General features: G+C 53.1%; 20 protein-coding genes. 2 read left to right on the plus strand and 18 right to left on the minus strand.

Features of this window, described 5'->3' with window-relative positions; all coding sequences use genetic code 11:
* From H1B31_RS00500 to gap, 8 genes are all read right to left on the minus strand, one after another.
* Positions 1 to 1,344, minus strand: a complete 1,344-nt coding sequence (locus H1B31_RS00500; RefSeq protein WP_185980465.1) for a hemolysin family protein — start codon at positions 1,342 to 1,344, stop codon at positions 1 to 3.
* 45 nt (positions 1,345 to 1,389) lie between these two features.
* Positions 1,390 to 2,493 (minus strand): DEAD/DEAH box helicase, encoded by a 1,104-nt coding sequence (locus H1B31_RS00505; RefSeq protein ID WP_185980466.1) that lies wholly within the window; start codon positions 2,491 to 2,493, stop codon positions 1,390 to 1,392.
* A gap of 1 nt (position 2,494) precedes the next feature.
* The gene (locus H1B31_RS00510) at positions 2,495 to 4,627 is read right to left on the minus strand and encodes a DNA topoisomerase III (protein ID WP_185980467.1); all 2,133 of its coding nucleotides are present in this window, start codon (positions 4,625 to 4,627) and stop codon (positions 2,495 to 2,497) included.
* Positions 4,624 to 4,983, minus strand: a complete 360-nt coding sequence (locus tag H1B31_RS00515) for a YkvA family protein (protein ID WP_185980468.1) — start codon at positions 4,981 to 4,983, stop codon at positions 4,624 to 4,626. Before H1B31_RS00515 ends, H1B31_RS00510 begins: the two co-directional genes overlap by 4 nt.
* A gap of 123 nt (positions 4,984 to 5,106) precedes the next feature.
* Positions 5,107 to 6,663, minus strand: a complete 1,557-nt coding sequence (gene gpmI / locus H1B31_RS00520; protein ID WP_185980469.1) for a 2,3-bisphosphoglycerate-independent phosphoglycerate mutase — start codon at positions 6,661 to 6,663, stop codon at positions 5,107 to 5,109.
* Between the two features lie 107 nt (positions 6,664 to 6,770).
* A complete protein-coding gene (gene tpiA / locus H1B31_RS00525) occupies positions 6,771 to 7,520 on the minus strand; it encodes a triose-phosphate isomerase (protein ID WP_185980470.1) in 750 nt (249 codons plus the stop codon).
* Between the two features lie 27 nt (positions 7,521 to 7,547).
* The gene (locus tag H1B31_RS00530) at positions 7,548 to 8,741 is read right to left on the minus strand and encodes a phosphoglycerate kinase (protein WP_185980471.1); all 1,194 of its coding nucleotides are present in this window, start codon (positions 8,739 to 8,741) and stop codon (positions 7,548 to 7,550) included.
* Positions 8,742 to 8,873: 132 nt separating this feature from the next.
* On the minus strand, positions 8,874 to 9,887 hold the full coding sequence (gene gap, locus H1B31_RS00535) for a type I glyceraldehyde-3-phosphate dehydrogenase (RefSeq protein ID WP_185980472.1): 1,014 nt from the start codon (positions 9,885 to 9,887) through the stop codon (positions 8,874 to 8,876).
* 239 nt (positions 9,888 to 10,126) lie between these two features.
* Here gap and mtnA point away from each other — a divergent pair, with 239 nt between their 5' ends.
* Entirely contained in the window at positions 10,127 to 11,182 is a 1,056-nt protein-coding gene (gene mtnA, locus H1B31_RS00540; protein ID WP_185980473.1) for an S-methyl-5-thioribose-1-phosphate isomerase, read from the plus strand.
* Positions 11,183 to 11,254: 72 nt separating this feature from the next.
* Here mtnA and H1B31_RS00545 read toward each other — a convergent pair whose 3' ends face one another.
* From H1B31_RS00545 to H1B31_RS00555, 3 genes are all read right to left on the minus strand, one after another.
* Positions 11,255 to 11,974, minus strand: coding sequence for an HI0074 family nucleotidyltransferase substrate-binding subunit (locus H1B31_RS00545; RefSeq protein ID WP_185980474.1), 720 nt, complete (start codon positions 11,972 to 11,974; stop codon positions 11,255 to 11,257).
* A gap of 141 nt (positions 11,975 to 12,115) precedes the next feature.
* The gene (locus H1B31_RS00550) at positions 12,116 to 13,090 is read right to left on the minus strand and encodes an SDR family oxidoreductase (RefSeq protein ID WP_185980475.1); all 975 of its coding nucleotides are present in this window, start codon (positions 13,088 to 13,090) and stop codon (positions 12,116 to 12,118) included.
* A gap of 137 nt (positions 13,091 to 13,227) precedes the next feature.
* Entirely contained in the window at positions 13,228 to 13,614 is a 387-nt protein-coding gene (locus H1B31_RS00555) for an RpnC/YadD family protein (protein WP_185980476.1), read from the minus strand.
* Positions 13,615 to 13,704: 90 nt separating this feature from the next.
* On the opposite strand from H1B31_RS00555, the gene H1B31_RS00560 reads away from it, so the two are divergent.
* Positions 13,705 to 14,163 (plus strand): IS30 family transposase, encoded by a 459-nt coding sequence (locus tag H1B31_RS00560; protein WP_226372170.1) that lies wholly within the window; start codon positions 13,705 to 13,707, stop codon positions 14,161 to 14,163.
* A 52-nt stretch (positions 14,164 to 14,215) separates the two neighbouring features.
* Here the strand turns inward: H1B31_RS00560 and H1B31_RS00565 are convergent, their stop codons facing one another.
* The 7 genes from H1B31_RS00565 to H1B31_RS00595 form a co-directional block, all read right to left on the minus strand.
* Positions 14,216 to 15,040, minus strand: a complete 825-nt coding sequence (locus H1B31_RS00565) for a macro domain-containing protein (RefSeq protein WP_185980478.1) — start codon at positions 15,038 to 15,040, stop codon at positions 14,216 to 14,218.
* Positions 15,033 to 15,632 (minus strand): hypothetical protein, encoded by a 600-nt coding sequence (locus H1B31_RS00570; protein ID WP_221933446.1) that lies wholly within the window; start codon positions 15,630 to 15,632, stop codon positions 15,033 to 15,035. The genes H1B31_RS00565 and H1B31_RS00570 overlap by 8 nt, the downstream gene beginning before the upstream one ends.
* 335 nt (positions 15,633 to 15,967) lie before the next feature.
* Positions 15,968 to 17,284: a sugar phosphate nucleotidyltransferase gene (locus H1B31_RS00575; protein WP_185981185.1), complete on the minus strand. Its 1,317-nt coding sequence runs from the start codon at positions 17,282 to 17,284 to the stop codon at positions 15,968 to 15,970.
* Between the two features lie 101 nt (positions 17,285 to 17,385).
* Positions 17,386 to 18,582: a DegT/DnrJ/EryC1/StrS family aminotransferase gene (locus H1B31_RS00580; RefSeq protein WP_185980479.1), complete on the minus strand. Its 1,197-nt coding sequence runs from the start codon at positions 18,580 to 18,582 to the stop codon at positions 17,386 to 17,388.
* 26 nt (positions 18,583 to 18,608) lie between these two features.
* Complete coding sequence (locus tag H1B31_RS00585; protein WP_185980480.1) at positions 18,609 to 18,929, minus strand: hypothetical protein; 321 nt, start codon at positions 18,927 to 18,929, stop codon at positions 18,609 to 18,611.
* A gap of 410 nt (positions 18,930 to 19,339) precedes the next feature.
* Positions 19,340 to 20,272 carry a GDP-L-fucose synthase family protein gene (locus H1B31_RS00590; protein WP_185980481.1) on the minus strand — a complete coding sequence of 311 codons (933 nt, stop codon included), beginning with the start codon at positions 20,270 to 20,272 and terminating at the stop codon, positions 19,340 to 19,342.
* A 47-nt stretch (positions 20,273 to 20,319) separates the two neighbouring features.
* Positions 20,320 to 21,381 (minus strand): NAD-dependent epimerase/dehydratase family protein, encoded by a 1,062-nt coding sequence (locus H1B31_RS00595; protein ID WP_185980482.1) that lies wholly within the window; start codon positions 21,379 to 21,381, stop codon positions 20,320 to 20,322.
* Positions 21,382 to 21,399: the final 18 nt, after the last annotated feature.

Genomic DNA, 21,399 nt, shown 5'->3' on the forward strand with positions numbered 1-21,399 from the left:
TTACTCCTCCTCATGCGGCGCGATCTCCCCCTGCGCCTCCAATACCGTATGCAGGAGATGGACGAGCACGCGCGTGATGCGCACGCCGTCGACCTCCTCGACGTAAAACAGTGTCCCTGCGTGCGCCGCCATCTGCCCGATGCGCGGAGCCTCGCCCAGCTGGTCGTAGAGCCAACCGCCGATGCTGTCCACATCCTCGTCCTCGATGCGCACGCCGAGGAGATCGGCGACCTCTTCGAGCAGCAGCTTTGCGTCAATCGAGCAGACAGCGCCTGCGCGCCACTCGACACTCTCGCGCTCCTCATCGAACTCGTCGCGGATATCGCCGACGATCTGTTCGATGATGTCTTCGACCGTTACCATCCCCGCCGTGCCGCCGTATTCGTCGACCACGATCGCAAGCTGCGACCCTTGCTCCTGCATCGTGCGCAGGAGGACACTGCCGTCCATGCTCTCGGGCACAACAAGCGCCTTGCGGATGTAGCGGCGCAGGTTCAGCCGCTCCCCTCGGACGAGCGGCGGCAGGAGATCCTTGACATGGATAAAGCCGATGATGTGATCCTTGTCCTCGTAGCAGACGGGATAGCGCGTCTGCTGCTCCTCGAGGATCGTCTTGATGCGCTCGGTGGGCGTGTCGTCGAGGTAGAGGCAGATCATATCCGTGCGCGGCACCATGATCTCGCGCGCATTCAGCTCCGTGAACGAGAATACATTGTCCACGAAGTCCGCCTCGGTGCTGTTGATGAGTCCCTGCCGATAGCTTTCCTTCATCAGGAGGCGGATCTCCTCCTCTGTGTGCGCGTCCTCATTCTCCCCCTTTACATCGTAGCCAAAGCGACGGCTAATTGCATTTGCAACTGTGTTCAGGATCCAGACAAACGGTCGCATGACACGTCCAAAGAGCACCATTGGAAACGCGATGGAGAGCATGATGTTCTCGACATTTGCAATCGCCATCGACTTCGGCGTGAGCTCGCCGAGCACGATGTGCAGCGAGGTGATGATCGTGAAGGCGACTGCGAGCGCGACCGTATGCCCGACCTCATCGGGCAGCCCGACGGCGCGCGTCACTGGAAGGATCAGCGTTGCGAGTGCCGGTTCACCCACCCAGCCGAGGCCGAGCGAGGCGAGCGTGATGCCGAACTGTGTCACCGAAAGGGAGTAGTCGAGATGCTCCGTGAGCTGCTTGGCGTATTTTGCGCGGCTGCTGCCCTCCGCAATGAGGGTCTCAAGGCGCGAGGTGCGGATCTTCACGCAGCAGAACTCCGCCGCAACAAAGAAGCCGTTCATGAAGATCAGAAAGGCTACAAGCAGTATATCCAATAATGTGGGCACGATGTCCACGAACGGAGGCCTCCTTTGGAAAACGGTGGAAATCGGAGCATGTCATCAGGCGCGCGGCAGACGGGAGAGTTCAATCTCCATGCGCGCAGCGAGCGCCTTCAGTTTGTCCATCTCCTTCTCATCCACGAGCGAGATGACCGCGCCCGCCTTGCCCGCGCGTGCCGTGCGCCCCGCGCGGTGGCGGTAGGTGCGCACGTCCTCGGGCAGATCGAGGTGGATGACATAGTCCACATTCTCGATGTCAAGTCCGCGCGCGGCGAGATCGGTGGAAATCAGCAGCTCGGCGCGCCCCGCACGAATCGCGTCCAGTGCCGCGCGCCGCTGATCGCGCCGCTCCTGTCCGAGGAGCGCGACCGCCTTGATGCCCTCGTAGCGCAGCTTTTCGAGCGCGTGCGCCGCATCGAAGCTGCGCCCGACGAAGACAAGTCCGCGCCTCACCGGCAGACGGCGTGTCAGCTTCTGTACTGCCTTTATTTTATCACGAAACGATACAATATGATAGTAGTTTTCATAGCCCCCGTTCGTGCTCTCCGCGCGGATGAGGCGCGGCGCAAAGAGGCTCTCCGCCATGCGCACCGCCGCCGTGCCCGCTGTCGCCGAGAGTAGGAGCGCCTGACGCTCGGGCGGCAGGAGGCGGACGACGGCGCGCACCTCGTCCAGCTGCTGCTTGCCGAAGAGGTGATCGAACTCGTCCAAAACGAGCAACTTTACGCCCGCGAGCTTCAGCTTGCCGAGGCGGTGCATCTCTGCAATGCGCGGTGCAGAACCGACGATGACGGCGGGCTTCTTCTTGAGCGCTTCGATCTGCCGCTTGACATTCGCGCCGCCGATGAGCGCCTGTACGCCGAACGCGAGTCCAGCCGCCTGTACGAGTTCGCGCGCAACGGTCGCAATCTGCATGGCAAGCTCGTGCGTCGGTGCGAGGATGAGTGCCTGTGCTGTACGCTCGGCAGGGTCGATGCGCGTGAGGAGCGGCAGGAGATAGGCGAGCGTCTTGCCCGTGCCCGTCGGTGCCGTGCCGATGAGGTTCTCCCCCGCGCATGCGGCGGGGATGAACGCCGCCTGTATCTCGGTCGGCACCGTAATGCCGCGTTTCTCGAGCGCCGCCGCAAAGCTCTCGGGCACGCCGAGAGATGTAAATGTTGTCATGTTATTCTCCAAAAAAGATTGCATCCATCTCCGCCTGCTCGTCCGCTGTCGGCGTATAGCTGCGCCGCCCCGTCATTGCTGCGGCAGGTGCGCCGCCCTCCTGTGCGCCCAATGCACGTGGAATGCGCCGCCCCGCAAAATCAGGCTTGCCGTCCACATCATTTGCCGTCATGCGGCACCGAGGGAATGCGGAACAGCCCCAAAAATCGCCGTGTTTTCCCTTGCGCTTCTGCATGACGCCGCGCCCGCACGCAGGACAGGGAATGCCCCCGCCGCCCGCAATCTTCGCTGACAATGCAGCATTGCAGAGCTCGCGCGCAAACGCCGCCTGTCCCGCAAGGAATTCCTCGGGCGTCCCCTCGCCCTCCGCCATCGAGTGCAGACGATCCTCCCAGACCGCCGTTGCGTCCGGATAGGTCATCGTGTCGGGCAGGGCGTCAATGAGGAGATACGCCGCCTCCGTCGGCGTCAGCACCTTTTTCTTGCCCGCCGCATTTAGGAACTTCCGCCGAATCAGATCCTCGATGATGCTCGCACGCGTCGCCTCTGTGCCGATGCCGGAGACATCGCGCAGCATCTTCTTCGCAGCTTCGTCCTTGACGTATTTGTGGATCTCCTTCATACCCTGCAGGAGAGTCGCGGGCGTAAAGCGTGTGGGCGGCTTCGTCTGGCGCGTGCCGAGCTCTACGGACATATAGTCCGCCGCGTCGCCCTTTTTCATCGGCGGCAGGACGGCACTTTCTTCGTCCTCTTTCTCCGCATCCTCCTCGTTTTTCGCCGTACGATACATCGCACGCCACCCCGCCGCGCGCTCCGTGCGCCCGCTCACCGAGAACAGCTCTCCGTGATAGGTGACCTCGACCTTCGTCTGATCGTAGACATAGTTCGGATGAAACTGCGCAATGTAGGCGCGTGCAATCAGCTCGTAGATATTGCGCTCCACCGCACTCAGTCGCGCGAGGTTCACGGGCACGGTCGTCGGAATGATCGCGTGATGCGCCGAGATCTTCGCATCGTTCCACGCGCGCGATTTCTGCTTTGCATCCGCCTCACGCGCCCATGCACCGAGCGGCGTGTCCGCGAGCGCAGCGAGATTGCCGAGGATCTTTGGCGCGTCCTTGTGCTGATTCACGGGCAGATACTCCGCATCCGAGCGCGGGTAGCTCGTCAACTTCTCCTCATAGAGCTTCTGCGCCGTATCGAGCACCTGCTGCGGCTCGTAGCCGTATCGCTTGCCCGCGAGCACCTGCAATGCCGAGAGAGAAAATGGGAGCGGCGGCGGCTCCTCCTTCTTCTTGCGCTCATAGCGCGTGATCTTCGCGTCCTGCGGATCGCCGCCGAACGCCTCCAACGCAGCGCGTGCGGCGCTCTCGTCTACAAGCCGTCCCTCGGGATCGAGCGTCGTGCGCTCCTCCGACGGCTTCCACCGTGCACGAAACGATTCGCCCATCTTCTCATGACGAAATACAGCGTCGAGCAGATAGTAGGTTGCGGGCTTAAAGTTCTCGATCTCGCGCTCGCGTCGCACAACGAGGGCGAGCGTCGGCGTCTTAACCCGCCCGATGGGAAGCACGAGCCGGTCATGCCCCGCACGCCGCGCCGCAAGCGTATAGGCGCGCGAGAGATTCATCCCGATGAGCCAGTCCGCACGCGCACGCGCGAGCGCCGAGCGCTTGAGCGGCAGGAAGTCCCGATTGTCGCGCAGATCGCCGAGCGCATCGTGGATGCTCTTATCGTCGAGCGCGTTGATGAGGATGCGGCGCACGGGCTTCTCGTTGCCAAGATAGTCCAGTACCTCATCTACAAGCAGCTGCCCCTCGCGGTCGGGGTCACCGCCGTGCACGATCTCATCCGCACGCTCGATCAGCCCCTTGACCACGGCGAACTGCTGCGCTGCGCTCTCGTTCACGACGAGCCGCCACTCGGTGGGCAGGATCGGCAGATCCTCCGCGCGCCAGCGCTTTAGTTTCGGATCGTATTCCTCCGGCTCCGCCTGCCGCAGGACGTGACCGAAGAGCCACGTCACCACGCCGCCGCCCGTCTCGATCCATCCCTGTCCCTTGCGATGCGGCTGCGGCAGACACGCGGCAAGTGCACGCCCGACGCTCGGCTTCTCCGCGATGTAGAGCCTCATGCAAACACCTTCGAGAGCGCCCAGATGAGGAGGACAAACCAGAGAATCACGACAATGGATGCCACAACGAGTATGAGCGTCCCGTAGCGCGCCACGCGCCGCTCGCCCTCCGCACGCGCGTCGGGGGGCAGCATCCGCACGAGCAGCTCCGTCGCTGCCGGCAGGATCACCATATCATCCACCGCACCGAGCAGCGGAATCGTATCGGGTATGATGTCAATCGGGCTGACAAGGTAGAGCAGTGCAAGCGGGAAGAGAAACTTCACCGCACGCGGCGTATCGCGCCGCACCATCGCAAAGAGCAGCACGGCGATATCGCGCCGCAATGCACGCAGCAGCACCAAGAATCGCAGCATAGAAACCTCCGATCATTTCATATCATTATGCTCAGTATACCATTCCGCCCGCCCTCTTTCAAATGGAAATGAAAAGGGCAGACGCGCAACGGCATCTGCCCTTTTGGATAGGTTCAAAGATTTTTACGCAAGCGTAATGAGCGGCTTGCCCGTCATCTCCTTCGGAATGGGAAGCCCTGCGAGCGTCAGAAGCGTCGGTGCGATGTCGCAGAGTGCACCCGTATGCACTTCCTTCACGCGGTCGGAGACCACGATGAACGGCACGGGGTTTGTCGTGTGTTTCGTGAACGGCTGATTCGTCTCGTAGTCCCACATCTTGTCGGCGTTGCCGTGATCCGCCGTGATGCAGACCTCGCCGCCGACCTCGCGGATGGCGTCGACAAAACGCCCAACGCAGGTGTCGACCGTCTCAACCGCCTTCACAACCGCAGGGACGACACCCGTATGACCGACCATGTCGCAGTTCGCATAGTTGAGGATGATGAAGTCATACTTCTTCGACTTGATCGCCTCGACCACCTTGTCCGTGACCTCGATCGCGCTCATCTCGGGCTGCAGATCGTAGGTCGCAACCTTCGGGGAGTGCACGAGGATGCGATCCTCGCCCTTGTACGGTTCCTCGACGCCGCCGTTGAAGAAGAACGTGACGTGTGCGTATTTCTCCGTCTCGGCGATGCGCAGCTGCGTGTAGCCGAGATCCTGCACATACTGACCGAACGTGTTGTCGATCTCCTCGGGCGGGAACGCCACGAGCGCGTTCATCCCCGCCTCGTACTGCGAGAACGTCGCAAATGGGATCTTCAGCGACTCGTCACGCCGGAAGCCGTCAAACTTCTCATCGACGAATGCGTGTGTGAGCTGGCGCGCACGGTCGGGACGGAAGTTGTAGAAGATCGCGCCGTCACCGTTCTTCATGCCGGGGTATCCCTCGACCACGAACGGGACGACGAACTCATCCGTCACGCCCTCGGGCTTCTCGCTCGTATCGGCGTAGGAGGCGAGCACGCCGTCGACCGCCGTCTTTGCCACAGTCTTTGCCTTGGCGTGTGCAATCGCCTCATAGGCGAGCTGCTCGCGCTCCCAGCGGTGGTCGCGATCCATCGCGTAGTAGCGTCCGCTGACCGTTGCAATCTTGCCGACGCCGATCTCCGCCGCCTTCTTTTCAACTGCCTCGAGATATTCCTGCGCGCTCTTGGGCGGCACGTCACGGCCGTCGAGGAACGCATGAATCCAGACCTCGGTCAGCCCCTCGCGCTTCGCCAGCTCGAGCACGCCGAAGAGATGATCGTCATGGCTGTGCACGCCGCCCGGAGAGACGAGCCCCATGACGTGCAGTGCCCCACCGCGCTCACGCACGCCGCGCACGATCGTGAGCAGCGCCTCGTTCTTGAAGAAGTCGCCGTTCTTGATGTCGCGCGTGATGCGCGTAAGCTGCTGATAGACGATGCGGCCTGCGCCGATGTTCGTGTGACCGACCTCGGAGTTGCCCATCTGCCCATCCGGCAGCCCGACATACTCACCCGAGGCAAAGATCTGATTGTATTTGTATGTTTTCTTCAGCCCGTCAAGGATCGGTGTATTCGCCATGGCGATGGCGTTGTACTTCATATCGTTCGGGTCGCCGTTGCCGAAGCCGTCCATGATGATAAGAGCGACCGGTGCATTCTTAAGTTTTGCCATAATATTTGATTCTTTCTAAGAGCTTTCGCTCAATACTCAGGAGGCGCAGATTCTCCGCAAAACGAAGCATCCGCGCCAACCAAGCAAGTGTATAAACCTTTTTGAAATCAGAAATTGACGATCGCTGCGAAATCCTGCGCCTTGAGTGCCGCACCGCCGACGAGCGCGCCGTCGACATTCGGCTTCTCCATGAGGCCTGCGATCGTTGCGGGCTTCACGCTGCCGCCGTACTGGATGCGTACGCCCTCGGCTGCCGCCGCGCCGTACTTTGCCTCGATGGTCTTGCGGATGTGGGCGCAGACCTCCTCCGCCTGCTCGAACGTCGCCGTCTTGCCCGTCCCGATCGCCCAGATCGGCTCGTAGGCAATGACGAGCTTCGCCACGTCTGCCGCCTCGAAACCCGCAAGTGCAGCCTCGATCTGATAGGCGACGTAGGCAAGGTACGTGCCCGCCTCGCGGATCTCGAGTGACTCGCCGCAGCAGATGATCGGTGTGATACCCGCCGCATACGCCGCATGGGCACGCTTGTTCACGCCCTCGTTCGTCTCGCCGAAGTAGTCGCGACGCTCGCTGTGGCCGAGCACGCAGTAGGAGACACCGAGCTCCGTGAGCATATCCGTCGAGATCTCGCCCGTATACGCGCCGCTCTTCTCCCAGTGCACATTCTGTGCGCCGACTGCGATGTTCGTCCCCTTGACCGCCTCGGTGACACCCGCGAGAGCCGTTGCCGTTGGGCAGACGACGACCGTCGCCTTTGCGTCCTTGACGAGCGGAGCGAGCTCCTTCACAAGCGCGACGCCCGCCGCAACAGTGTTGTTCATCTTCCAGTTGCCTGCAATGATCGGTGTTCTTGCCATATGTATGATTCTCCTCTATCGTTCGTCTTATTCGTCCGCGAGTGCCGCAATGCCCGGGAGCACCTTGCCCTCGAGCAGCTCCAGCGTTGCGCCGCCGCCCGTCGAGATGTGCGAGATCTTCTCCGAGAGCCCCGTCTTCTTCAGCGCCGCGATGGAGTCGCCGCCGCCGACGATGGAGATTGCGCCCTCCTTCGTCGCCTGCGCCACAGCGCGTGCAACCGCCTCCGTGCCCTTTGCAAAAGCATCAAACTCGAACACGCCCATGGGACCGTTCCAGATGACCGTCTTTGCGCCCTTCAGTGCATTGACGTACTCCTGGGAGGTCTTCGGGCCGCTGTCAAGCGCCTGCCAGCCGTCGGGCACCTTGTCCACATCGACAATCTTCGTATTGGCATCCGCCGCGAACTTGTCCGCAATGACGAGATCGACGGGCAGAACGACCTTCACGCCCTTCTTCTCCGCCTTCTCGAGCAGCTCCTTCGCGAGGTCGATCTTATCGCGCTCGACGAGAGAGTCGCCGACCGGATAGCCCTTCGATGCGTCAAAGGTATGCGCCATACCGCCGCCGATGATGATCGTGTCGACCTTGTCGATCATGTTCTCGATGACGCCGATCTTGTCCGAGACCTTCGCGCCGCCGATGATGGCGACAAACGGACGCTTCGGGTTCTCGAGCGTCTTGCCGATGTAGTTGATCTCCTTCTCCATGAGGAAGCCCGCGACCGTCTCGAGATACGCCGTGATGCCGACGTTCGAGGCATGCGCGCGGTGTGCAACACCGAAGGCATCGTCCACAGCAATGTCTGCAAGCGAAGCCAGCTGCTTTGCAAACTCAGGATCGTTCTTCTTCTCTGCCTTGTGATAGCGCAGGTTCTCGAGGAGCAGCACCTCGCCCGGCTTCAGATCGGCAGCAGCCTTCTCCGCCTCAGGACCCACACAGTCAGGCGCCCATTTTACAGGCTGTCCGAGGCACTCCTCAAGGCGCGCCACAATCGGACGTGTCGAGAACTGCGGCTCGCGTGCCTCCGTCGGACGGCCGACATGGCAGGCAAGGATGACCGCTGCACCCGCATTCAGGAGATGCTGAATCGTCGGGAGCGTCGCGCGGATGCGCGTGTCGTTCGTAATGTGCTGATTCTCATCCATCGGCACGTTGAAGTCCACGCGGACAAATACCTTTTTCCCGTGCGGCTCAATGTGAAGCATTGTCTTTTTGTTCATATTGTCCCCTCCATAAAGAAACGAGATCCGGCCCAAACGTCGGCCGGACCTCGTGAAAGATCGTATGCATACGGTACCATGGAGCAAACGCTAGCTATCCGCATCCACGTCCCATATATCTCTGTTTACTTGTCAGCCGAGTTCCGCAAAGTACTTGATCGTGCGAACCATCTGGCTCGTGTAGCTGTTCTCGTTGTCATACCAGGAGACCACCTGAACGAGCGTGTTGCCGTCGCCCGTGTCGCTGACCATCGTCTGCGTCGCGTCGAAGATCGAACCGTACGTCGTACCGATGATGTCGCTGGAGACGATCTCGTCCGTGTTGTATGCGAACGACTCCGTTGCTTCCTTCTTCATCTGCGCGTTGACCTGATCGACCGTGACCTTGCCATCGACCACTGCATAGAGGAGCGTCGTGGAGCCCGTCGGGGTCGGAACGCGCTGTGCCGAGCCGATGAGCTTGCCGTTCAGCTCGGGGATGACGAGACCGATTGCCTTCGCTGCGCCCGTGGAGTTCGGAACGATGTTGAGTGCTGCTGCACGGCTGCGGCGCAGATCGCCCTTGCGCTGCGGGCCGTCGAGAGGCATCTGATCACCCGTATACGCATGGATCGTCGCCATGATGCCGCTCTTGATCGGAGCGAGATCATTCAGCGCCTTCGCCATCGGAGCAAGGCAGTTCGTCGTGCAGGAAGCAGCCGAGATAACCTTGTCGTCCTTCGTGAGGTTCTTGTGGTTGACGTTGTAGACAATCGTCGGGAGGTCATTGCCCGCAGGAGCGGAGATAACAACCTTCTTTGCGCCGGCCTTCAGATGTGCCTCAGCCTTTGCCTTTGCCGTGTAGAAGCCCGTGCACTCGAGCACGACATCGACATCATGCTTGCCCCAGGGGATCTGCGATGCATCCGCCTGTGCGTAGATATTGATCTTCTTGCCGTTGACCGTGATGGAATCGTCACCCGCCGTGACCGAATCCGCATACTTATAACGCCCCTGCGTGGAGTCATACTTCAGGAGATGAGCGAGCATCGTCGGGCTCGTCAGATCGTTGATCGCGACGACCTCATAGCCGGGAGCATCGAACATCTGACGGAACGCGAGACGACCGATACGGCCAAAACCATTGATAGCAACTTTTACTGCCATTGAAATACCCCCTGTTGAGTCCCTAATTATTGGCGCCGCATGCCTTTTGCCGCCGCGCTCTTCATACGATTTATATTATAAACCATTCCCAATAAAAGTCAAATCATTTATCTTGCACAGAGTGCTTTTCACGCAACATTTTATCCAAATGTAAAAATCGCTTGCCACAGCGCGCAAATTTTCGTTAAAATAGAAACATCAGTTGAACCGTCTGTATTTTCTACGGAAAGAGGCATCGCATGAGCACCAACATCCTCGACATGGAAACCCTCGCCCTCGACGAAGAGGAGCGTGCCCTTGTCATCATCGACCAGACCAAACTCCCGAATAGAGCCGAATACCTGCATCTCAAAACACAGGGCGAAATCTGGACGGCAATCCGTGAGCTCCAAGTGCGCGGTGCGCCCGCCATCGGCGACGCCGCTGCCATCGGCATCTACCTCGCCGCGCTCGAGATCGACACCGACGACTACGATGAATTTGCACGCCGCTTCCACGCCACCGCCGACTACCTCAACTCCTCCCGCCCCACCGCCGTCAACCTCTCATGGGCGCTGAACCGTATGGAAGCCGTCGTCAAGAACGCAGCAGGCAAATCCATCCCCGAGATTCGCAGTCTCCTGCGCAACGAGGCGCTGCGCATCAAGCAGGAAGACATCGACATCTGCAAAAAAATAGGCGAGCATGCGCTCACCCTCGTCAAGCCCGGATACGGCCTGCTCACCCACTGCAACGCAGGACAGCTCGCCACAGCCAAATACGGCACCGCAACCGCCGTCATGTACCTCGGTCACCAAAAAGGCTACAACTTCAAAATCTACGCCGACGAAACACGCCCCCTCCTGCAGGGCGCACGTCTCACCGCATACGAACTCAGCGCCGCCGGCATGGACGTCACCCTCATCTGTGACAACATGGCATCAACTGTCATGAAAAACGGCTGGATTGACGCCGTATTCGTCGGCTGCGACCGCGTTGCCGCCAACGGCGACGTCGCCAACAAAATCGGCACCTCAGGTGTCGCCATCCTCGCCAAACACTACGGCATTCCCTTCTACGTCTGTGCTCCCAGTTCCACCATCGACATGAACACCCCAACCGGCAAGGACATCCACATCGAACAGCGCGCACCGAAGGAAGTCACCGACATGTGGTACAAGGAGCGCATGGCGCCGAAGGACGTGAACGTCTACAACCCCGCGTTTGATGTCACAGATCATGAGCTGATTACGGCGATTGTGACGGAGGAGGGAGTCGTGAGCGATCTCGAACACCTTACCTCCAACAAAATCTAGCCGTTACTTTGATTTGCAAAGAGCTATTGTGGGAAGTCTTTTTAACTCGTGCAACAGCTCTGTTATGCTTTTTTACACATTCACATCCATAAGCCACTGATTTATCCTTCGATCCAGCACTTCCAAGAGATCAGCATACCGTTCCCTCACCTCATGATAAATATCCCGCGCCACATTCTCATCATAGGTATGCGATGATAGATTACGCTTCTCCATCATATCCAGCCACTCTTCAGCATCCGAAATCAGCCCCTGCTTCCATCCTTCTCGGATGCTGCTGCGCGGACTGTTTGCCTCGATACCTTCATACTCCAAAACTGCCTTCATCAACTTCCACGCAAGCTCAAAACAAAATTCAAAACGCTGAATCGTTGCATCCAAATACATATCATCCAGATCGGCTTCTTTTTTCAGCGCTGTCTGCAATCGCAATAATGCCCGATGATAATCTTCCGCTTTCAGGCGAATCCGCTCCACTGTCATAACACTTCTCCCTGCCTCCACACAAAAAAGGAGTTTTCCCCCTCGATCAATTGCATCTCGCAGCTTTTCATTCGTTTGGTGATCGTAAAAAACAATATCGAATGTATAGGGTAAATTGCTCTGCTCAAATTCCTCTAACAAGGTGCTTCTTATGTCTTGATCGTTTTCTATCGCTAAATCGACATCGGATGTCACACGGTAATCTCCACGTGCCCTTGAACCAAAAAGCCTAACCTGGTGGATCTGATCGCGATGCCGATCTAAGATATGATAGATTTGCTTCCATTGTGCACTCGTTAATCCATACACATCTTATCACTCCAATCGGACAATTTCAGTATTGTATATATTCTCTCTGTAAAACAAATCACCTTCTCCACAGAAGCATGCCAAGCAAAAACGACAGTACCGTATTCTAGTGTGAGGTAGAATACGGTACTGCCATTTAGTTTACAGATTCTCTTTATACCACTGGATCGCTTCCTTGATCCCCTTCTCGAAATCATACTCCGGCGCATAGCCGAGATTCTTACAGATCTTCGAGATGTCCGCCCCGCTGTGGCGAATATCTCCCTTGCGCTCCGGACCGAAGATCGGCTTTAGATCTTTGCCGAACAAGTCACTGAGCACCGCATACATCTCGTTCAGACTCGAGCGCTTGCCCGCCGCGACATTATAGGCCTCGCCCGCTGCCTCATGCGATGCAACGCACGCGAGGAGATTCGCCTGAACAACATCCTCCACATAGACGAAATCACGCGACTGCTCCCCGTCGCCGTTGATCGTTGGCGGCTCATCGCGCAGCAGACACTCGATGAACTTCGGAATCACCGCCGCATACGCACCATTCGGATCCTGACGTCGTCCGTAGACATTGAAGTACCGCATTCCATAGCAGTCGAGGCCGTAGTGCATCGTGTACTGATGCGCGTACTCCTCCGCTACAAACTTCGTCACCGCATACGTCGAGAGACGATTGCCGACAGTCTCCTCCTGCTTCGGCATCGTCTCGTCATCGCCGTAGACCGCAGCGCTTGATGCGTAGGTGAACTTCTTCACGCCATTTTTCGCCGCCGCCTCCATCATGTTGACCGTACCCACAATATTCGTCAGCGTATACTCCACCGGCTGCTCGATACTCTCCGGCACACTCACCGCCGCCGCCTGATGCAGCACATAGTCCACGCCCTCGCACACACGATTGCAGAGCTCCGCATCCCTGATATCCCCCTCCACGAACTCAAACTTCGGATTCTCCCGAAATCCTGCAATATTCTTCGAATACCCCGTCGACAGATTATCGAGCACGCGAACCCTATGCCCCATATTGAGCAGCGCTTCGGCTAGATTTGAGCCGATAAAGCCCGCGCCTCCTGTGACAAGAAATAAACTGTTGTTTGGAAATTGAATGGTATGATAGTTCATAATGCCTCCCACATAACAATAAAACGATTTGTTCTGAATTTCGCTCTAAATCATCCTCGCTTCCCTAAATGTCTATTCTATCAATAATTCCTTAAAACCTCACGTCCGCTTAACAGAAGCCTTTCTGCCCCTCGTCTCTATGGAAGCCGAATCCCGTGTTCCTCTGCCATCTGTCGAATAACAGACTCCGGAAGTTCTGCCATCTGTGCCACTGTCGCAATCGGTGTTCCCGCACGAACCATGTTCATCGCCATCTGCGCAATTCCAAGTTGACGCCCTTCAGCACGCCCTTCAGCACGCCCTTCAACCAGACCTTCACGGCGTCCCTGCCTGATCCCTCGCTGCAGCCCTTGCTTTATACCTTGCTCTACGCCCTCCAATCTCCCCCGCTTCCACGAACCTTCCATATCACTCACATAGTCATGCTCATACTTTTCTCTCAGTTCATACTTGCGCCTCTGTCCCGCGTCCCGCATGAATGCTTCGATCCTGTCCCACGCCGTGTTGATTGCCGTCTCACTCATCGCGATCGCCTCCATTGCCGCAACCACTTAAACGTTCGTTCCCTTGTGAGAAATTTGTCAACTGTTCTTGACAATATCAAACCCGACCTCATGCTTGGTGGAAGCAGGGGAAAGGAAGCACTTCTGTCCATTGCGGAACGCAAAAGCCGATTTCCATGTTTGCGCAAGGTGAAGGACAAAAAGAGCAGTTCGATCATGGAGGCACTGCGAGCCATCCAAGAAGAGTTTGGTGGCTCTTTCGAAGAACTTTTTGAGACGATTACAACGGATCATGGGACGGAGTTTTCGCGGCTTCCAGAACTTGAGGAAGGTTGTAATCTTCGCATCTACTACGCGCATCCATATTGTCCGAGTGACAAAGGGATGATCGAGAACATGAATCGCATCATACGACGTTTTATCCCAAAGGGAAAGCGTTTGGAGGATTGCACGGAAAATGAGATCATTGCGATACAACAATGGCTCAGAGACCTGCCTCGCAAGAAACTCGGTTACCACACGGCACAGGAATGTTTCCTGAATGAGTGTCGTAAGGCTTCGATTTGCTAGTCTTTTTTACCGTGCAACTTATTCTTGCAATCTACCAATATCAAATTTATTTTCAGTCTGCACCAAATATATTATTCAAAGAAAAGCCTTCACACTTTTTGCATATAATATGTAACGTATATTGACTTTGCATTTTCTTTGGGCTTAATCTGTAAGAACTAATCATTATATCCAAAAGTTGTTGCTGAGTAAGTTCCATATCAAACCGCGTTATTTTAGATCCGAGAATCGTGATGTAAACATCATCTGTCCCATGATAAATATCTATCTGTTCCCAAAGTTTCTCAAGGCAACCTAAATAATCCTCATATGTCAAATAGCCTCGTCCATTTTCATCCAATTTAGTAAATGCCATTAAAAGGAATTCACCATTAGGTACTAGTGTTCCTAATCCGTATCTTGTTTTCCCATTAAATGCTGATTTGCTCTCTGTAGGTTTTATTTTCGCAGCATCAATCAATTCTTGAATATTCAACATCGGAGATCTTCTCAAATACTGTCCACAAACAGAATTTTCCTTTACATCTTCAGGTCTATCGCCAATTTTAACCGTAAAGCACTCATCAAATGCGATTACTTTTTTACCACCAGTTATATTAAAAATATCTCCGTATTCAATTTTAACAGAAAAATTATGTCCTCTCACGGAAACCTTTCTCCGCTTTCCACGATAAACGCAATATAGAATATTCACTAGAAAAAAGATAAATGCGCCAACGATTAGTCGATTAACCATACCGCTCATGACATCGGACCAATCAGCATAAACCTTAAATGATGAAAATGCTCCTTCTGGCACGACAGTAAAAACTGCTGTAATTATTGCATATGCAAGAGAACTTCCCCTATTAAAGAAGATTTTTACAAATTTATTCATAGCCTAATTCTCTCTTTATAAATCCATAATTACCAATCTTCGTTCCTGCTTCATTTTTTATCCAAAACGGTCCTGCCAGAGGTGCATATTCACTCATATAATCAGGCAACCAACAAGTTTCTTTATAGAGAGAATTATATACAACTATCATCTTCTTTTTCTTTTTCTTAGCTTGCTCAAATTCATGCCGAAGATAAGAATAATTATTAATATATCCAACATCGTCAACTGCGGGACATGTATCGTATACTTTACACTGACACAGTCCATTGATATTCTGCTTATATGGTGTGCAGAAACAATCTCGTTGACACTTTTTATTGCGCTCGCATTTACTCCCGGCCATTCGTTGAGCCGTTCTATCCCCAATCACAATAATAACATGCGAAGATACATTAATTTGTCGATTGAACTCCGCCTTCAAATCACAAATTCGACAATCCGACTTCTTTGAAACACTACCCGACTTAACTTTTGCAGTATCTACAAACTCAACTTTATGTAGAGCATCCTTTCCCCAAGCATTCAGAATATCAACCACCTGCCGATCACCACTATCTTCAGCATAATCAGCACTAATATAAACTCTCATTATTATTATTCTCCCATATAATCTTAAATTTTCTCCAAATATCCCCGTAGGCACAAGGTTTTCTCAGCGAGAAATTTTCATCCTTGAATCCCTCTTCACGGCATCGTCATTTTTTGTGGTTCTTCGCTGTTTGATACAGGCATTTAAAGAAAGCATGTGTTCTTTTAGCGCATATACTTTTCTTCGCATAGACAAATTGTAGGATTTAGTGCGACTATGTATCAAGTATTTTTCGTAACCAAACTCAACCTTCGCATATCAAAAGCATTCGTCACAGCTTGAAAAATATAATTTTGTAGCTCCCCCCTGCCGTATGCTCATGAAAAGTCCTCCCACTATGCCTTTCCCCACACAATCTTATCCTCCACATCAATATCCTCCCCCGTCTGAATCTCCATCACCTTCAGCAGCGTCTCAGCCCGGATCGTATGGAAAGAACCTCTCGGAATCCGCACCGTCTGCCCCTCGGCCACTGCGAACTCATTGCCGTCGAGCTTCACCCAACCGCGCCCCTCGATCACTGTCCACGTTTCATCGCGTCGTTCATGCAGATGGTAAGTCAGTGAGTGTCCGGGACTCAGCGTTATCTTGATCGTGAGACTCTCAGTTTCTGCGTCGATGATACGGAACTCGCCCCATGATTTTTCTGCATACATCACAGGTGTATGCAAACGCTCCGCATATGGTTTCATCGCACTGGATCGTTCCTTGTCCGAAATAAGAATGCCCTCCGGGCTCGCTGCGACGACGACATCCTTCAGACCCATACAAAGAATGGGCATCGGCAATGTATTCACAACATGAGAATTCCTGCAAGTTTCGTCCATCGTAACGCGACCGATCGTATGCTCCGGCATCACCTCGGCAAGCGTATTCCACGTTCCTATATCGAGCCAAGTGCCACTATAACGCTGCACAACAATACTGGATTCCTTTTCAACAACCGCATAGTCAAAGCTGATTTTAGTCAACTCCTCATAGCGATTGAAAAGATCCTCGTAGTCCGTATAGTCCAGCAGCTCACGAGCCTTATCGAGTGCATAGCCGAGTTTGAACGCAAAAACGCCGCTGTTCCATAATGCTCCCTGCGCAATGTATTTCTCAGCGGTTTCCTTATCCGGTTTTTCTTTGAACTCCTGCACCTTACTTTGTTTTTCCTGCGAAACAGGCATGATATAGCCATACTTCTCACTCGGATACGTCGGCTCGATGCCCATTAAGATAAGATTCGCAGAACCTTCCCGTTCAGCTTCCTCGAGCAACTGCACAACGGCACGAAAATATCCTTCATCGACATAGGGGTCGGCAGGACAAATCGCCACAGCCTCATCGAGAGGGACACCACGCACCTCATGCAAATATGCAGAAACTAAGGCTATCGCAGGGAAGGTGTCCCGTCTGCACGGCTCGATGGAGATATTCACATCCTTGCCAAGCTGCCGACGAATCAGCGAAGTCTGCTCCCGTCCCGTTGCAACCGTGATAGGAACGTCAGGGGCAGCATTTTGTATCTGACGGCAAACACGCTGAATCATCGACTCCCGTGCTCCATCTTCTCGCTTTAATAGACGAAGAAATTGCTTAGAATATAGATCATTGGAGAGCGGCCATAGCCGCTTACCTGCCCCACCTGAGAGTAATACAATTTGCATCTTGGTATCCACTCCATTGTTACAATCAGTTTTCGTCATTCTCATGACGAGATAACGTATGAAATACGGGAAACCTTTACAAAGGCTTCCCGTATTTCATTTTACGCTTTATCCTGCAAGAACTCTTTAATTGCCGCCACAACCTTATCCAGCTGCTCCTTGCTCAGTCCATGATGACAGCCGACATAGAGTCCATAGTGATCCAACCACTCCGCAACAGGGTAGTCGCTTTCGATGTCACCAAACAACTTTTTATACACGGGCTGGTTCAACAGCGGAAGCATCGGGCGTGTTTCGATATTATTCTTCTCCAAGAAATGTGTAAACTCATCCCGCGTAAAAGGTGCATCTTTCTTTATAACAAGCGGATACATCATAAACGAATGATCGACATAATCCGGATACTCAGGAAGCTGTAAATACTTCTCTGTTCCCTTCAGTTTCTCGCTAAGATAATGCGCATTTTCCTTGCGCGTATTCATAATCAGATCGCGATTTTCCAGCTGACCGAGTCCCAGAGCACCTTCCAGCTCGCCAATGCGGTAGCTGTAGCCCATACGAACCATCATAAAGCGCTTATCCATTTCCGTCTGCATGCGCAGCTTACAGACCTGCCTGGGATCAGACGCCAAGCATGTCTCACAGGTACAGGCACGTCCATGCGCGATAAGCGAGCGGGAAATTTCCGTCAACACCAGATTATTCGTCGTGATAACCCCACCGATTCCTGTGGTAATCGTATGCGCAACATAGGTACTGAACGCAGCCATATCGCCAAAGCTTCCGATCTTCTTGTTCTTATATGTTGCAAAATGAGCTTCTGCACAGTCCTCTAATATACGTAGCTTGTGTTTTTCTGCCACAGCCATGATTGCATCCATCTCACATGGCTGTCCGAATGTATGCACTGGAATCGCTGCGACCGTCCGATCCGTGATGCGTTCTTCCATTTTAGAAGCATCCATGTTATAAGAAATCGGATCCACATCCACAAACACAGGCTTCAACCCCGCGTGAATGCAAGCATTCGATGTCGCAATGAAGGTAATCGCCGGGACGAGAACTTCGCTGCCATCTTCCCAACCATAGACTTCTTTCATTGCCTCCAAGCAAACATGCAAGGCAGATGTTCCACTATTACAGGCAACTCCATATTTCTGATCATGAAGCCGCGCGAACTCTTTCTCAAACTTATGAACCATCTTCCCCTGCGAAAGACGTCCTGCATCCAATGCTTCATTGACATAGCGTTTCTCAGCATCACTGACATATGCATATCCTACACCGATCTTCTCCATATTCGTGCTCTCCTCCTAAAATATTCTTATGCCGAAAGATACCCTTGCTCAATCAGGACATCATACTCTTTTTCTAAATACTCACGAGAAAATTTCTTTCCTTTTATCACCTGCACCTGTTTAATGACAGCTTCTCTTACAGCCTTTCCAGACAGTAACGTATTTGCAACGTAATCTATTGTTGTCAGTGCCTCCAGCTCCATCGGAGTTCTATCATAAAAAGCTCTGCGCACCATGTCAACGAGCGCACTTTCCTCTTCTGCAAGTGCACTTTCCTCTTCAATTTGAGTGCTTGCCGATTCTTTCATGATAATCCAATGTGTCTGTCCAGATGTATCAATATCCAACCACTCCTCATTTTCGAGAATACGGATAACATGATCCAACCTTGCACTATACGGACCAAAAAAAGTGAATCGAATATCTTAAGTCTAATTGAACACCCTTTCGCTCAATCAGATACATAAGCTTCTGCAGCTTCTTCTTGCCAGTCTGATGATCCTTACAAATATCTCCTATAAGGAATGCATATTTTTCAAGCATATTCAAAGTGCATCACACCAAGCGAATGTCCGAAACGTGTATGCTCTGCCCCATGGAACACAAGATTTGTCATGGCAAGCTGCTTGATATGGCGCAAACGCTGAAATGGAGCAGAATCAGTGATCTTCTTCTCCAGTGGTCGTACCTAGATAAAACCATGAACAGGATCTCGATACCGCTCCATATATTACACCCACTTCATGAAAGAAATCTCTTAGTCTACGCAGCTATTCAGGAAATACTGATACGAGCGCTCAATCCCCTCGCGCAACGCCACCTTATGCTGCCATCCAAGTTCATGAATACGGGTAGAATCCACAAGACGGCGAGGTGCTCCATCCGGCTTCTCCGTATCATATATCAGCTTTCCATAAAAACCGACAACGGATGCAATCTCCTCGGCCAGCTCCTTCATGGACACTTCCTCACCACTACCGATGTTGATATGCCCCTCTTCATCGTAATTCTCCATAAGGAAAACGCAAGCATCCGCAAGATCATCTACATAGAGGAACTCACGCTTCGGGCTCCCCGTCCCCCAGAGAGTAACAGAGTCCGCGCCTTCTGCTTTTGCCGTATGGAACTTGCGAATCATTGCAGGGATAACATGTGACCCCTGCAAATCAAAGTTGTCATTCTCACCATAGATATTCGTCGGCATACAGCTGATAAATGGATCATTGTATTGACGGTGGAAGAATTTCACCAATTCCAGCGCCGAAATCTTCGCAATGGCATACCCCTCATTTGTAGGCTCAGGCTTCCCATCCAAAAGGGCTTCCTCTCGAATCGGCTGTTCGGCAAACTTCGGATAAATGCAGGAACTCCCCAAAGCCAAAAGCTTTTTGACACCGACTTCATGTGCTGCATGAATAATATTCGCATTGATCATCAAGTTGACATACAGAAAATCAGCGGGAAAAGAACTGTTCGCCTGTATTCCACCGACCTTCGCCGCAGCGATAAATACATAGTCAGGCCGTTCCCGCTCAAAAAAAATCTTTGTCGCCTGCTGATCTGTCAAATCAAGTTCACGATGCGTTCTCAGCAGCAGGTTATGATACCCGCTCTTTTGCAGATAACGGACAATGGCAGAACCAACCATTCCTGTATGCCCTGGAACGTAGATTTTATCCGTATTTTCCATGCTTACCTCCCGAGAATTATATTTCATATCCGTTTTTTCGAAGTTCATCAAGATGTACTATATAGAGATTTAATTCCTCGGATAACTGCATTCGCTCCCTCTTGCAGAGAAAACTGACATTCCCACCCCAAAGCTTCCAACGCACTAGGATCCATTTTTTGATTCGTGGTAACATTCCCCTTCGAATCAGGATTCAAATTGTTTGCGTGCAGGATTTCAAAAGTTCCCGCAGGAGAAAGCGCCTCATACATATATTGAAGCAATATTTCTACAGGATATGACTCTCGAATGCATATATTATATGCGTTTCCGGAAACTCCTTTCAGCAACAGAAGAAGCATTGCCGAGACAACATCACCCGCGTAAGTATATTGTATCGTATCCTCTTCGTGATTGATGGATACATTTTCCTCATGCAACATACGGTTCAATATCCTTGGAATAAAACGCGTATCATGGGCAAGCAAATAGGTTGGGGCGTATGTATACGGAATACGGGCAATAATTGTTCTAACACCATATTCCCGTGCATAGGCTGAACACATTTGTTCTCCTAATCGTTTCGATTCCACATACGATGATCGATCATTCAACGGATTCACAATACCATAATCTTGTTCCGTCAAAAGAGCCTTGCCTAAAATATGTACATCGCCATAAACCGCCGCAGAGCTCATATAGAGAACGCACGTCCCCTCCCGTTTTTTCGCGTACTCCATAACAGATTTCGTTCCAATAACATTAGGGAGTATCGTTTCCACCGGCTGTTTGACAAACGCGGTGCCATTGGCGGGACTCGCACCATGAATGACAAAATCCACATTAAGCTGTTCAGGAATCCCCTGTTCCAAGTCAAAAACTTCAAAACAAATACACTCTTCATGAAGCAAGTCTGAAAACAGGCTCTCAAGACGATCTTTTGATCGCCCATGACAAACAACTTGAATATTCAATCCATATAAACGATTTAGCTCCAGCAGAAACCGCGCCGCATACGACAACACCACGCCTGTCGCCCCAAGAAGCAAAATCCGCTTTCCTTTTAATTCGTAAGGAACGGGCATTTTCCCCGAATAGATTTTCCTGACATCTAAATCAATGGAATACACGCCAACCTCCATATCTAT

The organism is Selenomonas timonae, from assembly GCF_014250475.1.
Taxonomy (GTDB): domain Bacteria; phylum Bacillota; class Negativicutes; order Selenomonadales; family Selenomonadaceae; genus Centipeda; species Centipeda timonae.

Excerpts from the sequence above, each read along its gene's own strand:
- H1B31_RS00590 (WP_185980481.1), bottom strand. The coding sequence starts at position 20,272 with ATGGAAAATACGGATAAAATCTACGTTCCAGGGCATACAGGAATGGTT.
- H1B31_RS00555 (WP_185980476.1), bottom strand. The coding sequence starts at position 13,614 with ATGAGTGAGACGGCAATCAACACGGCGTGGGACAGGATCGAAGCATTC.
- mtnA (WP_185980473.1), top strand. The coding sequence starts at position 10,127 with ATGAGCACCAACATCCTCGACATGGAAACCCTCGCCCTCGACGAAGAG.
- H1B31_RS00510 (WP_185980467.1), bottom strand. The coding sequence starts at position 4,627 with ATGAGGCTCTACATCGCGGAGAAGCCGAGCGTCGGGCGTGCACTTGCC.
- gpmI (WP_185980469.1), bottom strand. The coding sequence starts at position 6,663 with ATGGCAAAACTTAAGAATGCACCGGTCGCTCTTATCATCATGGACGGC.
- H1B31_RS00580 (WP_185980479.1), bottom strand. The coding sequence starts at position 18,582 with ATGGAGAAGATCGGTGTAGGATATGCATATGTCAGTGATGCTGAGAAA.
- H1B31_RS00530 (WP_185980471.1), bottom strand. The coding sequence starts at position 8,741 with ATGAACAAAAAGACAATGCTTCACATTGAGCCGCACGGGAAAAAGGTA.
- tpiA (WP_185980470.1), bottom strand. The coding sequence starts at position 7,520 with ATGGCAAGAACACCGATCATTGCAGGCAACTGGAAGATGAACAACACT.
- H1B31_RS00515 (WP_185980468.1), bottom strand. The coding sequence starts at position 4,983 with ATGCTGCGATTCTTGGTGCTGCTGCGTGCATTGCGGCGCGATATCGCC.
- H1B31_RS00560 (WP_226372170.1), top strand. The coding sequence starts at position 13,705 with ATGCTTGGTGGAAGCAGGGGAAAGGAAGCACTTCTGTCCATTGCGGAA.
- H1B31_RS00505 (WP_185980466.1), bottom strand. The coding sequence starts at position 2,493 with ATGACAACATTTACATCTCTCGGCGTGCCCGAGAGCTTTGCGGCGGCG.
- H1B31_RS00570 (WP_221933446.1), bottom strand. The coding sequence starts at position 15,632 with ATGAGAGTTTATATTAGTGCTGATTATGCTGAAGATAGTGGTGATCGG.
- H1B31_RS00575 (WP_185981185.1), bottom strand. The coding sequence starts at position 17,284 with ATGCAAATTGTATTACTCTCAGGTGGGGCAGGTAAGCGGCTATGGCCG.
- H1B31_RS00565 (WP_185980478.1), bottom strand. The coding sequence starts at position 15,040 with ATGAATAAATTTGTAAAAATCTTCTTTAATAGGGGAAGTTCTCTTGCA.
- gap (WP_185980472.1), bottom strand. The coding sequence starts at position 9,887 with ATGGCAGTAAAAGTTGCTATCAATGGTTTTGGCCGTATCGGTCGTCTC.
- H1B31_RS00550 (WP_185980475.1), bottom strand. The coding sequence starts at position 13,090 with ATGAACTATCATACCATTCAATTTCCAAACAACAGTTTATTTCTTGTC.